The sequence below is a fragment of the Pelagibaculum spongiae genome (genome assembly GCF_003097315.1).
GTDB classification, from domain to species: Bacteria; Pseudomonadota; Gammaproteobacteria; order Enterobacterales; family Pelagibaculaceae; genus Pelagibaculum; species Pelagibaculum spongiae.
In genome coordinates this window covers 428,555-442,556 of the sequence record NZ_QDDL01000003.1, presented here as the reverse complement: position 1 = coordinate 442,556, position 14,002 = coordinate 428,555, and the positions used below count along the sequence as shown (strand labels likewise).

9 protein-coding genes are annotated in these 14,002 nt (G+C 44.2%); 5 read left to right on the top strand and 4 right to left on the bottom strand.

Annotated elements, in window-relative coordinates; all coding sequences use genetic code 11:
• Nucleotides 1–398: 398 nt before the first annotated feature.
• From DC094_RS10875 to mutS, 4 genes are all read right to left on the bottom strand, one after another.
• Entirely contained in the window at nucleotides 399–1,895 is a 1,497-nt protein-coding gene (locus DC094_RS10875; RefSeq protein WP_116687121.1) for an F-box-like domain-containing protein, read from the bottom strand.
• Between the two features lie 493 nt (nucleotides 1,896–2,388).
• On the bottom strand, nucleotides 2,389–3,918 hold the full coding sequence (locus tag DC094_RS10865) for an F-box protein (RefSeq protein ID WP_116687119.1): 1,530 nt from the start codon (nucleotides 3,916–3,918) through the stop codon (nucleotides 2,389–2,391).
• A gap of 197 nt (nucleotides 3,919–4,115) precedes the next feature.
• Nucleotides 4,116–4,439 (bottom strand): ferredoxin FdxA, encoded by a 324-nt coding sequence (fdxA, locus tag DC094_RS10860; RefSeq protein WP_116687118.1) that lies wholly within the window; start codon nucleotides 4,437–4,439, stop codon nucleotides 4,116–4,118.
• A gap of 152 nt (nucleotides 4,440–4,591) precedes the next feature.
• Complete coding sequence (mutS, locus tag DC094_RS10855) at nucleotides 4,592–7,201, bottom strand: DNA mismatch repair protein MutS (protein ID WP_116687117.1); 2,610 nt, start codon at nucleotides 7,199–7,201, stop codon at nucleotides 4,592–4,594.
• Between the two features lie 306 nt (nucleotides 7,202–7,507).
• On the opposite strand from mutS, the gene DC094_RS10850 reads away from it, so the two are divergent.
• The 5 genes from DC094_RS10850 to DC094_RS10830 all read left to right on the top strand — a co-directional run bounded on the left by DC094_RS10850 (nucleotide 7,508) and on the right by DC094_RS10830 (nucleotide 13,862).
• Nucleotides 7,508–7,984 (top strand): CinA family protein, encoded by a 477-nt coding sequence (locus DC094_RS10850; protein WP_116687116.1) that lies wholly within the window; start codon nucleotides 7,508–7,510, stop codon nucleotides 7,982–7,984.
• A 119-nt stretch (nucleotides 7,985–8,103) separates the two neighbouring features.
• Nucleotides 8,104–9,198, top strand: coding sequence for a recombinase RecA (recA, locus tag DC094_RS10845; protein WP_116687115.1), 1,095 nt, complete (start codon nucleotides 8,104–8,106; stop codon nucleotides 9,196–9,198).
• Nucleotides 9,199–9,372: 174 nt separating this feature from the next.
• The gene (locus DC094_RS10840; protein WP_116687114.1) at nucleotides 9,373–9,915 is read left to right on the top strand and encodes a regulatory protein RecX; all 543 of its coding nucleotides are present in this window, start codon (nucleotides 9,373–9,375) and stop codon (nucleotides 9,913–9,915) included.
• Between the two features lie 13 nt (nucleotides 9,916–9,928).
• Nucleotides 9,929–12,541: an alanine--tRNA ligase gene (gene alaS / locus DC094_RS10835; protein WP_116687113.1), complete on the top strand. Its 2,613-nt coding sequence runs from the start codon at nucleotides 9,929–9,931 to the stop codon at nucleotides 12,539–12,541.
• 58 nt (nucleotides 12,542–12,599) lie between these two features.
• Entirely contained in the window at nucleotides 12,600–13,862 is a 1,263-nt protein-coding gene (locus tag DC094_RS10830) for an aspartate kinase (protein WP_116687112.1), read from the top strand.
• Nucleotides 13,863–14,002 lie beyond the last annotated feature (140 nt).

The window sequence follows — 14,002 nt, the reverse complement described above, 5'->3', positions numbered from 1 at the left end:
ACAGCAGAGTTTTAAATCTGTAAAATAAAGCTGTTAATTTTAGTTAATAATTATTGGATAAGACCATCTGCCATAAATCCCAGCTGCCCGAAATGTTCACGTTTATCTTTAATGCCGTTTTATTTATTATCCGGGACGATGACCAAGAAATTTGGGATTACGAGGATATGAAACCAGCACTCGGGAAGAAGTGAGTGATGAGATTAGTTTAACTCGTGAGCGAGTAAAGAAAACTTAGGTTAAAGCGCTTCATAGCTTGCAAAAAATTTTAGAAAAACAAGGATTATCGATCGAGTCTTTATTCCGCTAGTTTTTATATTTTTAATGCGTGTTTAAAGTTTATAGCGACTCAGCTTCACTGGAAAGCTTGGTACTAGAATCATCGGAAATACCTTTCTCTAAAGGAAGGAGCTAAAGACTATCGATCGAATAGGTGCTGCATTGCAAACAGAAATACCCTTTGGTGTAATTAGAATCAGTAATTTGCCGCAGGGGCTGACAATATAACGAGATATCCTGGGTTTAAAAGAATCACCGTCACTGTCGCCGCTATCGGGGAAGGGATATGCTTGTTCTTCAGGCCCAATTTTCTGGCTCATTAACCCAGCTGTTGATGTGTATGTTAAATAATTATCCGATGATATAGTAATCTCATGGTAAGGTGGGTTGCCTGCAAGTTTAAAATTTGGATATATGTCATGTCTGTTTGTTTTCAGGTCGAATCGTACAAGTGATCCGTCAATTCGGACCAAATAAATTTCTTGCTTATTGTTCGAAAAAAATAGAGTGCTTTCGAATGGTAATCTTGGCCGGAGATGAGGCGGAGTCGTGTAATCAAAAGTAGTAGTTGTTGAAGTAAGTGGAGACCAACGATGAAGTTTGTCACACAATATAAAAATCGACTCTTCGTTAGGGTGAACCATCGCAGACAGAATTTTTTTTGAAAAATTTTTTTGAATTTTTTTGTTTACAGCAGCACAATCTCGATAGATTAGCTTGGTGCCAGTAGGGTTTATGCCAGGTGGTCTTTGGGTGTAGTACATCATGCCTAAAGTATAAGCTTTCAAAGGATGATCGACGACTTGGCCTTGAATATGAGTAATTGACAATTGCTGTAAGTAATGAGACTGCGGTATATTAAAACAAGATAGAGATGGTATTATATTATATGAAACGCCGGTATGCCTAGCTTCATCAAATATTAGCATTTCTACATTTTTCTGATTAATAGAGCGGGGGTTTAGTTTTTTCGGTCCAGCATGGGGGTCGAGTCTCCAACCAGAGAATCGGTTTTCTCTAAGGCTATATAAACGATCACCACTAAAAGTTAAATTACCAAAATCTGAAAACTTTTTGGAGTGGACGGAAATAGTGCCTAGCCTCCAAGATAGGTGGTTGTCGAAATTGAAAACCCATAGGGTATGTCGATCGTTTGGAAGCGAAAATATTGCAGCAAGCCATTGATTAGATCTTGAAATCGCGATTGAACCAATTTCTGAATCACGGGCTGGATAGTTTGTAAAAGGTAGTCGTTTGATAACGGAAAATGCTGGAGAATGTAGTCCTGAATCGCACCTCAGAGATTGACGCAGTGGCGTAAATTGACGTATAAGAAGCGCAGGTGAGCGCAGGGTTTGAAAAAAAACTTCGGCCTCACTTCTGGAAATCACGATATCATAATTAAGATGCCATGGGGTCCGGTGCGCAAAATCTCTGCTAAGATATTGCCGTTGAAATGAAGGGCACAGAACAATGTTGCGAAAGCCTATTGAGGTCTGCGTGAGCCTTGCAAGGGATTGAAAATCAAGATAGCTGAATATTTCAAACAACATCTCTTGAGGTAAGGTATCAAAATGCGAAAATTCAGATTGCCTACTTTCAGGGTCCTTATCCATTTGCTTTTCCTAAAGAAGGTTTTGCTTAAAGGCTTAGTATCTTCAAAATATAGTTCAGGATTCAGGATTTAGGATTATTAGTTGGTAATTTAAATGATATTGAGTCAAATGCAGCAGTGTTTTAAATCTGTAAAATAAAGCTGTTAATTTTAGTTAATAATTATTGGATAAAACCATCTGCCATAAACCCCAGCTGCTCGAGATGTTCACGTTTATCTTTAATGTCGTTCTATTTATCATCCGGGACGATGACCAAGAAATTTGGGATTACGAGGATATGAAACCAGCACTCGGGAAGAAGTGAGTGATGAGATTAGTTTAACTCGTGAGCGAGTAAAGAAAACTTAGATTAAAGCGCTTCAGCACTTGCAAAAAATTCTAAAAAAGCAGGGATTACCGACCGAGTATTTATTCCGCTAGCTTTTATATTTTTTGAAGAATAAAATGCCGTACCATTTATTTATAGGCGGCATTTTTAATACGTGTTTAAAATTTATTGTGGTCCAGCCACACTGGAAGATTCGCTCTGAGACGTATCGTGAATATGCGCTTTTAACATTTTGACTAACACTGGCATAGGTACTGCGTTGCAAATAGAAATGCCTGTTGGTGAAATTTGAATCAGCGATGTGCCGCAAGGGCTAATAATATAGCGGGATATATTAAGATCATCAGTGTTGGATAGTGAGGGATGTTTGTGTATCGCGCCTTCGTTTTGACCTTGCGAATTGACCTTCTGGCTAATTAACCCAACTGATGATCTGTACGTTAAATGGCTAGCTGGTAATTCAGTAATCCCATCGTAAGGTTGGCTGCCTGCAAGTGTGAAATTTGGGTGTGCGAAATGCTCTTTTGTTTCCAGATTGAATCGTATAAGTGATCCGTCAATCCGAACTAGGTAAATTTCTTGATTATTGTTTGAAAAAAATAGAGAGCTTTTGGGTGTTGTATTTGTAAATCGTGACATGTTTGGCTTAAAATCAAGTGGAGTGGTGTAGTTAAAAGTAGTGACTGTTGAAGTAAGTGGAGACCAGTGAGAAAGCTGTTTTTGGCAAAATATAAAAATCGACTCTTCATTAGAGTGAACCGCTGCACATTGAATATTACCTAGAAAATGCGTTTCAATTGGTTCGTTTTTAACGCCACAAGTAAATTTTTGATATATTAATTTAGAGGTAATTTCATCCGTTAATGCATTAAATTGTGAGCTGCTGTAATACATCATGCCTGGAATATGAGCCTTAAAAAGATGGGTGGCCCTACCTTTAATTAGAGTAACTGACGATTGCTGTAAATTATTAGGCCACAATATCGCGGTCTTCCCTTGCTTGCTATGTGAAACACCGGTAAGCGTGCTTTCATCAAATAGTAGCGTTTCTATATTTTTCTGATTATTAACAGTGCAGTGATTTAATTTTCTCTCTCTAGCGCTAGGGTCAAGGCTCCAAGCAGTGATTTGGTTTGCTCCACCGCTATATAAACAATCATTACCAAAAGTTAAAGCATGGTTTGATTTGGGAATAGTGCCCAGTTCCCAAGATTGTTTGTTGCGGAGATTAAAAACCCATATGGAAAGTTTGTCTGACGCTAAAAATGTTGCAGCAAGCCATTTATTAGAGTTTGAAGTAGCTATCGAATTAACTCTTGTAATACTGGATGGATAGTTTTCAAGAGCTATTGGTGTAGTAACGGAAAATGCCGGAGAGTTTAGTGCTGGATTGCTGCGCAGGGATTGAAATAGCAATGTAGCTTGATGTGTAGGAAATACAGGTAAACGTAAGAGTTGAAAAAAAAGTTTAACATCACTTGCAAGAAGCATTCTGCCATGCGGATGACTTTGAGGAATTTGACATGAAAGATCTTTGCCAAGATATCGCTGTTGAAATAAGGGGGATTCAACAATGCAGAAAATTTTTTTTGAGACTCGCTTGACTCTCATAAGAGATTGAAAATCAAGGTGAATCAGTATTTCAAACCACATCTCTGTAGATAATGTTTCGATTGGGGCTGCAGAAGGATCCATTGATGTTCCCTGAAGAATATTTTGGTTTAAAGGTTTCGGATCTTCAAAATATAGTTCAGAATTATTGACGGATAATTTAGATGATACTGTTTTGGTAAGTCATTGTTTTAATTTGTAAAATAAACTTGTCAGCCTCAATCAGTAATTGTTAGATAATCCCAGCTACCTTGCTTATGGCAGCCGGGTATCAAAGAAATTTACTGTTCCAAGTGCTCAAGCTTGTCTTTAATGCCATTCCATTTGTCTGCATCATCCGGAGCATCTTTTTTAACGGTCAACACTGGCCAAACTTGGCTTAAATCGCGGTTCAATTCGATATAAACTTCTTGGTCATCAGGTAGCTCATCTTCTGGGAATATCGCATCGGCAGGGCATTCTGGTTCGCACAATGCACAGTCGATACATTCATCCGGGTCGATGACCAAGAAATTTGGGCCTTCGTGGAAACAGTCAACTGGGCAGACTTCAACGCAGTCAGTAAATTTACATTTCACGCAATTATCGCCAACGATAAAAGTCATGGTCCAAATCCTCACTATCTCTGGCTAACCTCACTTAAGCAAAAGTACTCAAGCAGTGCCAATAAAAATGGTTGAACCGTTGCTGTTTTGCGACAAAATCCTGCAAAACAGTGGCAATTCAGTTGTTATGGTTGTGACTCGCTAGTTAGTTGCTAGCTGAGTAGTTCGCGCAAGCGATAGAGTTCATCCATTGCTTGTTTGGGCGTTAAATTGTCAGGATCTACTGCTTTTAAGGCTTCTATCGCTGGATGCGGTGCGCTGGCAAATAAATCGCCTTGCAATTGATCGGTCGAGCTCGTGATAGCTGGAGTTGCCGCTAGTTCGACTTCAGCTTGCAATGTAACTGGCTGCCCAGACTTAGCTTCCAGCAGTGCGAGCTGTTGTTTTGCCTGGTCAATAATTGGTTTGGGAACACCGGCCAGTTGTGCGACTTGCAAACCATAGCTCTGGTTGGCAGGGCCGTCCTGAACTTCATGTAAAAATACAATTCGATCATCATGCTCAATCGCATCTAGGTGAACATTGACCGTGCCAGAAGTATTTTCAGGCAGGCTGGTCAATTCGAAATAATGAGTAGCAAATAAGGTATAAGCCGAGATTTTTTCTGCCAGATGACGCGCAACAGCCCAAGCCAGAGATAAACCATCGAAAGTACTGGTGCCGCGACCAATTTCATCCATTAACACCAAGCTTTGGTTGCTGGCGTTATGCAAAATATTAGCGGTTTCTGTCATTTCAACCATAAAAGTTGAGCGGCCGCTGGCTAGGTCATCGGATGCGCCGATTCGAGTAAAAATTCGATCAATCGGGCCGATCAATGCGCTTTGTGCTGGCACATGGCAACCGATATGGGCCAATAGAGTAATTAATGCTGTTTGGCGCATGTAGGTCGACTTACCACCCATGTTTGGGCCGGTAATAATCAGCATTTTTCGATCATTTGAAAAGCGAGTGTTGTTGGCTACAAATGGGGTGTCCAATACCTGTTCGACCACCGGATGGCGACCGCCTTGAATATCTAACCCTGGCTGATCGGTAAATTCTGGCTGGTGGTAATCTAGGGTTTCTGCCCGTTCGGCTAAATTACTAAATAAATCAATGCAGGCAATTGCTTGTGCTGATTTTTGTAGCGGTGGTAGTTCACCAAGTAATTTTTCAAGCAAGGCTTCGTAGAGTGCTTTTTCACGTGCCAAAGCGCGCTCTTTACTACTGAGTGCTTTTTCTTCAAAGCTCTTTAGCTCTGGAGTAATAAACCGCTCGGCATTTTTTAATGTTTGGCGGCGAATATATTCATCGGGTGCTTGTAGAGCGGCCATTTTGGACATTTCGATGAAATAACCGTGTACTCGGTTATAGCCCACCTTCAAGGTAGAAATGCCGGTTTTTTCTTTCTCACGAATTTCCAAGTCGATCAGGTATTGCCCAGCATTTTCACTAATACCGCGCAGCTCATCTAATTCGCTGTCGTAACCTTCGGCAATCACACCGCCATCGCGAATCAGCATTGGCGGATTATCGATCACCGCTTTTTGCAACAGCCCGGTAATTTCCGGAAATGGTCCCAGCTGCTGTCGATAATCTTCTAAAGGTTCGCAGTCGGTGCCGGATAATAAATCGAGCATTTCTGGTAATTGTTCTAATGCATAACGCAACTGGGTTAAATCACGCGGGCGAGCAGACTTTAATGCGATACGTGCCAGAATGCGCTCAACGTCGCCAATTGGTTTTAATAATTGGTGCAAGCTGTGGTGACGATCTTGTTCGCCAATCGCAGCAATAATACCCTGTCGCTGCCGCAATAAATCATGATTGCGCAACGGGCGGTGTAACCAGCGTTTTAATAAACGTGAGCCCATCGCAGTGGCGCAATAATCCAGCACGCTGGATAAGGTGTGCTCAGTGCCGCCAGACAGGTTTTCAGTTAATTCCAAATTGCTGCGAGTTTGTGCGTCGAGCAATATACAGTCATCGCGCTGTTCTATGGCAATGCCGTGAATATGCGGTAGCTCGCAGCGCTGGGTGTCTTTGGCGTATTGTAATAAACCGCCAGCGGCGCAGACAGCTAATGGCATTTGTTCCAAACCAAAACCGGCCAAATCTTTAGTAGCAAACTGCTTTAATAGACAGTGGCGGGCACTGTCGATTTCAAAATGCCACGGTGCCATTTGCCGCAAACCTCTGCGGGCTTTTAGTACTGCGGGTGGCGTTAAATCTTCAGGGATCAACAGCTCAACTGGATTGATTCGCTGGATTTCCGACAGCATGGCTTCGCCGTCGTCTACTTCACAGCAGCTGAACTGACCCGAGGCCATATTTAAAACGGCTAAGCCAAAGCGACCTTTATAACTAACCAATGTGGCGAGCAAGCTGTCATTTTTTTCATCAAGCAGCGCAGAATCACTCACCGTGCCAGGCGTGACAATTCGAGCAACTTTGCGCTCGACTGGCCCTTTGCTGGTCGCCGGGTCGCCAAACTGCTCAGCAATGGCGACGGTTTCGCCCATTTTTACCAGTCGTGCCAGATAACCTTCGGCAGCATGATAAGGGATACCAGCCATGGGGATTGGCTCGCCGCCCGAATTACCACGGGAGGTCAGGGTGATATCCATTAAGCTGGACGCTTTTTTAGCATCGTCATAAAACAGTTCGTAAAAGTCACCCATACGATAAAACAGCAGATGATCTTTATGGTCTGCTTTCAGCTTGAAGTACTGCTGCATCATTGGCGTGTGGGGGCTTTTGCTATCCTTGATTTTGCTCATCAGTCTACTGTTCTACGCTCTGTGGAGGTTGGAAATCACTACGGGTTATTTCGGCTGATCACTGCTGTTGTTGATTTCAGCAAACCAATCAGCCGGCCATTGTAGCAATCGCTGTCCAAGGTGCCAGTAGAGAAGTGCTTTTTACGGTTAATCTGATTGATTCAGCAGGATGGATTACTGATCAAAACGAATTCGATATAGTTACTCATTTTTGAGATCCTGCAAGAATGCTGGTTCTGCGACGAACTGTGGTGGGGTTACTTATTTTATGCAGGTTCACTTTTGCCTGATAGCGCAGGAGGCGCCATGAATGCTTTTCAATTAGCTCAAGCGGTGGGCGAACGCCTACAGCAAAAGAAACTGTTTTTAGTTACGGCGGAATCTTGCACCGGTGGTGGCATTGCCGATGCAGTTACCGCCGTTGCCGGTAGTTCTGGCTGGTTTGAGCGCGGTATTGTTACCTATTCCAATCAAGCCAAAAATCGTTACTTGCAAGTGCCGATGGATCTGATTGATCAGCATGATGCGGTTAGCCAACAAGTGGCTGCTGCTATGGCGCTTGGTGCTGCTGAGCGTAATAATGAAGTCTCGATTTCTGTCACGGGCTTAGCTGGCCCAGATGGTGGCAGTGAAAAAAAACCAGTAGGTACGGTTTGGTTTGGCTTCTCAATTAAAGGAAATGTTGTCACTATTTGTCAGCATTTTATAGGTGATCGTCAGGCAGTAAGAGCGCAGGCAGTAGTCTTTGCCTTGTCTCAACTGCTTAAGCAACTGGCTGACTAATCATCAGTTATTGGCCAACGACTAGTGATTGTTAGAAAATTTTATTTGCAAAGATTCTTTGCCAGACCAAAACAACTGTATTAACATACAGCAAAACGCACTGTTTATCAGAGGATGGTATGGACGATCAAAAACGTAAAGCGTTAGACATGGCACTCGGTCAAATTGACCGCCAATTCGGTAAAGGCTCAGTAATGCGCCTGGGCGAGGAACAGCGTAAAGCGATTCCTGCTATTTCTACCGGTTCTTTGGGTTTGGATGTTGCGCTGGGTATAGGCGGATTGCCTAAAGGCCGAGTAGTTGAAATCTATGGTCCGGAGTCTTCTGGTAAAACCACGCTGGCATTGCAAGCGATTGCTGAATCTCAAAAAACAGGCGGCACTTGTGCCTTTGTTGATGCCGAGCATGCGTTAGATCCAAACTACGCCGAAAAACTGGGTGTTAATGTCGATGAGTTACTGGTTTCTCAGCCAGATACCGGCGAGCAGGCATTAGAAATTACCGATATGTTGGTGCGCTCAGGTGCAGTAGATTTAGTGGTAATTGACTCGGTAGCGGCATTAACGCCAAAAGCTGAAATTGAAGGCGACATGGGTGATGCCCACGTCGGTTTACAAGCGCGTTTAATGTCACAAGCACTGCGTAAAATCACCGGCAGCATCAAGCAAGCGAACTGTATGGTTATCTTCATCAACCAGATTCGTATGAAAATCGGTGTCATGTTTGGCAGCCCAGAAACCACCAGTGGTGGTAACGCACTAAAATTCTACGCTTCAGTTCGTTTAGATATTCGTCGTATCGGCGCTATCAAGAAGGGCGATGAAGTACTGGGTAACGAAACCCGGGTTAAAGTTGTTAAGAACAAGGTAGCTCCTCCTTTCCGTCAGGCTGAATTCGATATTCTGTATGGCGAAGGTGTTTCCCGTGAAGGTGAAATCATCAGCATGGGCGCCAAGGAAGAGATCATCGAAAAGTCCGGTGCATGGTATAGCTATTCCGGTACTCGAATTGGCCAAGGTAAGGAAAATGTTCGTCAGTATCTGAAGGACAACCCTGAAACTGCCAACGAGATTGAACAGAAAATTCGTAAAAAACTGTTGGTTGATCCTTTGCAGGCAGAAGCAGATAAAAAACAGGCAGCAACTGACGCGAAAGCGGCAGCAGAAAAGCCAGCAGGTAAAGCTGCGCTTAAGGAAGTTGGCAAAAAAGGCTAACTTCCCGGCAGTGCGTTAATCTGCCAAATCCTCTGAGAAGCCGCGTTTGCATTACGATGCAAGCGCGGCTTTTTTTGTGGTTAAAACTTTTTATGGCTGAACATTGCACTGGTTAATGAGTTTTAGCTGGTGGATCAAATAATTAATTTGCATGAATAATCGTCTAGTTGATCGGTGGCAGCTAAAAAGTGCCTGAAGGTCGAAGCCTTGTTGTTGCTGCGTTATACTGCTGTGTCGAATATTTTCCCTGCTGAGGATTTCTGTAGCACTATGGAAGATCAGGATATCCGGGTAAGGGCAATTGGTTTGCTCTCACGACGGGAGCATTCATTAAAAGAGCTGCAACAAAAGTTGTTAGCTAAAGGTGCCGACCCCGACGCATTGAAGCCAGTGCTGGAGTGGGTAGTAGCCGAAAATTATCAAAGCGATCAGCGTTATTGTGAAATGTTGGTGCGCAATCGTTGTGACGCTGGCTATGGCATGATGCGAATCCGCCAAGAGTTGTCAGTAAAAGGTATTGATAGAGAGTTAGCTGGTGAAGTGCTGGAAAGTTTGCAGCCCGACTGGTGTGACATTGCGTATCAGCAACTCCTGAAAAGGTTTGGCGAAAATTGGCAAGTGGGGCATGATGCCCGCAAGGTTCAAGCCTTTTTAGCTCGACGTGGATTTGATTCTTCTCAAGTAAAGGTTGCCATGCATCGGCAGCAAGATTGGTAGGTTAGAGGATTAGATGGATAACCGTTTTGTAAGTAGCGCAGATCTGCGTGAAGCTTTCCTGAATTATTTCGAAGAGCGTGGTCACCAGCGTGTGCCATCCAGTCCTTTGGTTCCGGGCAATGACCCGACCTTGCTGTTTACCAATGCTGGCATGGTGCAGTTTAAGGACGTTTTCTTGGGTGATGATATTCGTAACTACACCCGGGCGACGACTTCCCAGCGTTGTGTGCGTGCCGGTGGCAAGCATAACGATCTGGATAACGTCGGTTATACCGCGCGTCATCACACCTTCTTTGAAATGATCGGCAATTTTAGTTTTGGTGATTACTTTAAGCGTGAAGCGATTCAATACGCTTGGGACTTTTTGACCAAAGAAATGGGCCTGCCACAAGAAAAATTGTGGATCACCGTTTATGAAGATGACCAAGAAGCTGAAGATATTTGGCTAAAGGAAATGGGCGTTTCCGCTGAGCGTTTTTCTCGCTGCGGTGCCAAGGACAACTTCTGGTCAATGGGCGATACCGGCCCTTGCGGACCTTGTTCTGAAATTTTCTATGACCACGGCGCTGATGTTGCCGGTGGTCCTCCAGGTACTCCAGAAGAAGATGGCGATCGCTATATCGAAATCTGGAACATGGTTTTCATGCAGTACGACCGTGATGACAAGGGTGTATTAACGCCGTTGCCAAAGCCTTGCATCGATACTGGCATGGGCTTGGAGCGTTTGGCTGCAGTGATGCAGGACGTTCACAATAACTACGATATCGATTTATTCCAGAGTCTGATTAAAGCCGTCGCTAAGCTGGCTGATTTTAACGACTTGGAAAACCGCTCTTTGCGGGTAATTGCTGACCATATCCGTTCTTGCGCCTTCTTGGTGGTTGACGGTGTGGTGCCTTCTAATGAAGGTCGCGGTTATGTATTGCGCCGAATTATTCGTCGCGCAGTGCGCCATGGTCATAAGTTAGGTCTGAATGACAGCTTCTTCTTTAAACTGGTTGCGCCATTAGCTAAAGAGATGGGCCAAGCCTTCCCTGAGCTGGCGGAATCTGAAGCACGGGTTGAAAAAGTACTGCGGATCGAAGAAGAACAGTTTGCGCGCACCTTGGATCAGGGTATGAAAATCCTGGAACAAGCGATTGCTGAACTTGAAGGTAAAGTATTGCCAGGCGAAACCGTGTTCAAGTTATATGACACTTACGGTTTCCCACTCGATTTAACGGCTGATATTTGCCGTGAGCGAGATCTCGATTTGGATCAGGCCGGTTTTGATGCAGAAATGGCAGCGCAGCGAGCGCGTGCGCGTGCGGCAAGTAATTTTGCAGCCAACCGGCCTGAAGGTTTGGAGCTGGAAGGTAAAACCGAATTTACCGGTTATGCGCATCGGACTGGATCTTCACAGATTGCTCATTTATATGCGGGCGATCAGAAATCTGAAGCATTAAGTGAAGGCGATCAGGGTTTGTTGATCCTCGATCAAACGCCTTTCTATGCGGAATCAGGTGGTCAGGCTGGCGATAAAGGTTTGCTGGTGACGGCAACTGGTAGTTTCCAGGTAACTGATACCACCAAAGATGGCGGCTTATTCTTGCACCACGGTGTGGTTAAGTCTGGTTCGGTGGTTGCTGGTGATTTGATTGAAGCCAAGGTCGACACTGAAGTGCGTGACGCGACCGCGTTAAACCACTCAGCGACTCACTTGTTGCATGAAGCATTGCGTCAGTTGTTAGGTCGTCATGTCACTCAGAAAGGCTCTTTGAACGATTCAGCGCGGTTGCGTTTTGACTTTGCCCACCCTGAAGCAGTCACTGCTGAAGAGTTGTTGCAAGTAGAGCGTTTGGTCAATCGAAAAATTCGTGAAAACCTGAAAGTTTCGACTGAAATAATGACACCAGAGCAAGCGCAAGAAAAAGGCGCTATGGCGTTATTTGGTGAGAAATACGGCAGCGAAGTTCGCGTATTGACCATGGGCGATTTCTCCATGGAATTATGCGGCGGTACCCACGTTGAACGTACTGGCGATATTGGTTATTGCAAAATTGTCAGCGAGTCTGGCATTGCGGCTGGTGTTCGTCGTATTGAAGCAGTGACCGGTGAAGCGGCTGAAGCTTGGGTTACCGCTCAATCAGATCGTATCAATTCAGTATCTGCCATGTTTAAAGCGGCTCCAGATGAATTGGCAGATAAAGCCAAGCAGAATCTGGAGCGGGTTCGTGAGCTAGAAAAGCAGCTTAGACAAATGAATGAAAAACTGGCCAGTAATGCCGGTAATGACCTGCTCTCAACTGCAATTGATGTTGAGGGTGTTCAGCTGTTGGTTTCTAAAGTAGAAGGCGATGGTAAAGGTCTGAAGGATTTAAACGACCAACTCAAAAGCAAATTTGACAAGGGCGTTTGGTTATTGGCTGCGGTCAATGGCGATAAGGTCAGCTTACTGGCGGGTGTTAGCAAATCATTAATCAAAACTGTTAAAGCGGGCGATTTGGTTAACTTTGTTGCACAACAAGTCGGTGGTAAAGGTGGCGGCCGTCCGGATATGGCGATGGCGGGGGGTAGCGAACCTGCAGCGTTGGATGGTGCACTAGCCGGGGTTGAGCAATGGCTCAATCAGCGGTTGGCTGGATAATTAAATCGCAACGGGCAGTCACTTCGGTGACTGCCCGTTTTTTATATCGAAGGCAGAAATGACACTGATCGTAAAAAAATTTGGCGGCACTTCAGTTGGCACTGTTGAGAAAATCGAAGCAGTGGCAGATAAGTTAGTCGCAGCAAAAAAACAGGGTGAAGATATTGTCGTTGTGGTTTCTGCCATGAGTGGTGAAACTAACCGACTAATCGATTTAGCCAATCAAATAGATCCTGAATTACCAGCACGCCGTGAATACGACGTTTTGGTGTCAACAGGTGAGCAGGTCACAATTTCACTATTAAGCATGGCGTTAATTCGTCGTGGCCAAGATGCGCGATCCTATACTGGGTCACAGGTTCGTATTCTTACCGATGATGTGCACTCCAAGGCGCGAATTCTTAATATTGATGACAGCCGTATTCGAGAAGACTTGAATCAAGGGCGTATCGTAGTGGTTGCTGGCTTTCAAGGAGTGGACGCTGGCGGCAATATTACTACTTTGGGTCGTGGTGGTTCAGATACGACAGCGGTGGCATTAGCGGCTGCTTTAAAAGCAGATGAATGCCAGATCTTCACTGATGTTGATGGGGTTTATACCACTGATCCACGTGTTGAGCCTCGAGCGCGACGCTTGGAGAAAATTACTTTTGAAGAAATGTTGGAGCTGGCAAGTTTGGGCTCAAAAGTATTGGAGATCCGTTCGGTAGAATTTGCAGGAAAATATAAAGTTCCATTGAGGGTGCTTTCAACATTTGAAGATGGACCTGGAACACTTATAACGCTGGATGAGGAAAATAAAATGGAGCAACCGGTAATCGCTGGAATCGCCTTTAATAAGGATGAAGCCAAAGTCACGATTAAGGGTGTTCCTGATCGTCCTGGCGTGGCCTGGCACATTTTAGGCCCGATTGGCGAAGCTAATATTGAAGTGGATATGATTGTTCAGAATATTTCTGAAGACGGTTCCACTGATTTTACTTTCACCGTGCACAGAAATGATTACAGCAGGGCGCTTAAGATTCTTGAGCAAATTTGTGATGAGGTATCAGCGAAGCAAGTTGTTGGTGATGATTATATCGCTAAGGTTTCTTTGGTCGGTGTAGGTATGCGTTCTCACGCAGGTGTTGCTAGTCTCATGTTCAAGGCTTTGGCTGAGGAAGGAATTAACATCCAGTTGATCTCTACTTCAGAAATAAAAATTTCAGTTTTGGTCGATGAAAAATATCTCGAATTGGCAGTTCGAACGTTACATTCTGCCTTTGAGCTTGACGAGAAAGCCATCAAGCAGGAAACACTTGAAGGTTTTGCTAAAAAATAGAGATATGAAAAATTGAGCAGCTTTTCACAAAGAAGCTTTGGGGAGTCAACGATACTCTGTTGAGTTTCTTTGTAATAGAAAAAGGACAAGCTCGTGGGTGGCGGCCTGAGGGTGACATAATAAAAATGGAACGCGGAGCA

Coding starts and splice junctions, on each gene's coding strand:
- DC094_RS10830 (WP_116687112.1), top strand. CDS start 12,600: ATGACACTGATCGTAAAAAAATTTGGCGGCACTTCAGTTGGCACTGTT.
- DC094_RS10875 (WP_116687121.1), bottom strand. CDS start 1,895: ATGGATAAGGACCCTGAAAGTAGGCAATCTGAATTTTCGCATTTTGAT.
- DC094_RS10865 (WP_116687119.1), bottom strand. CDS start 3,918: ATGGATCCTTCTGCAGCCCCAATCGAAACATTATCTACAGAGATGTGG.
- mutS (WP_116687117.1), bottom strand. CDS start 7,201: ATGAGCAAAATCAAGGATAGCAAAAGCCCCCACACGCCAATGATGCAG.
- alaS (WP_116687113.1), top strand. CDS start 9,929: ATGGATAACCGTTTTGTAAGTAGCGCAGATCTGCGTGAAGCTTTCCTG.
- recA (WP_116687115.1), top strand. CDS start 8,104: ATGGACGATCAAAAACGTAAAGCGTTAGACATGGCACTCGGTCAAATT.
- DC094_RS10850 (WP_116687116.1), top strand. CDS start 7,508: ATGAATGCTTTTCAATTAGCTCAAGCGGTGGGCGAACGCCTACAGCAA.
- fdxA (WP_116687118.1), bottom strand. CDS start 4,439: ATGACTTTTATCGTTGGCGATAATTGCGTGAAATGTAAATTTACTGAC.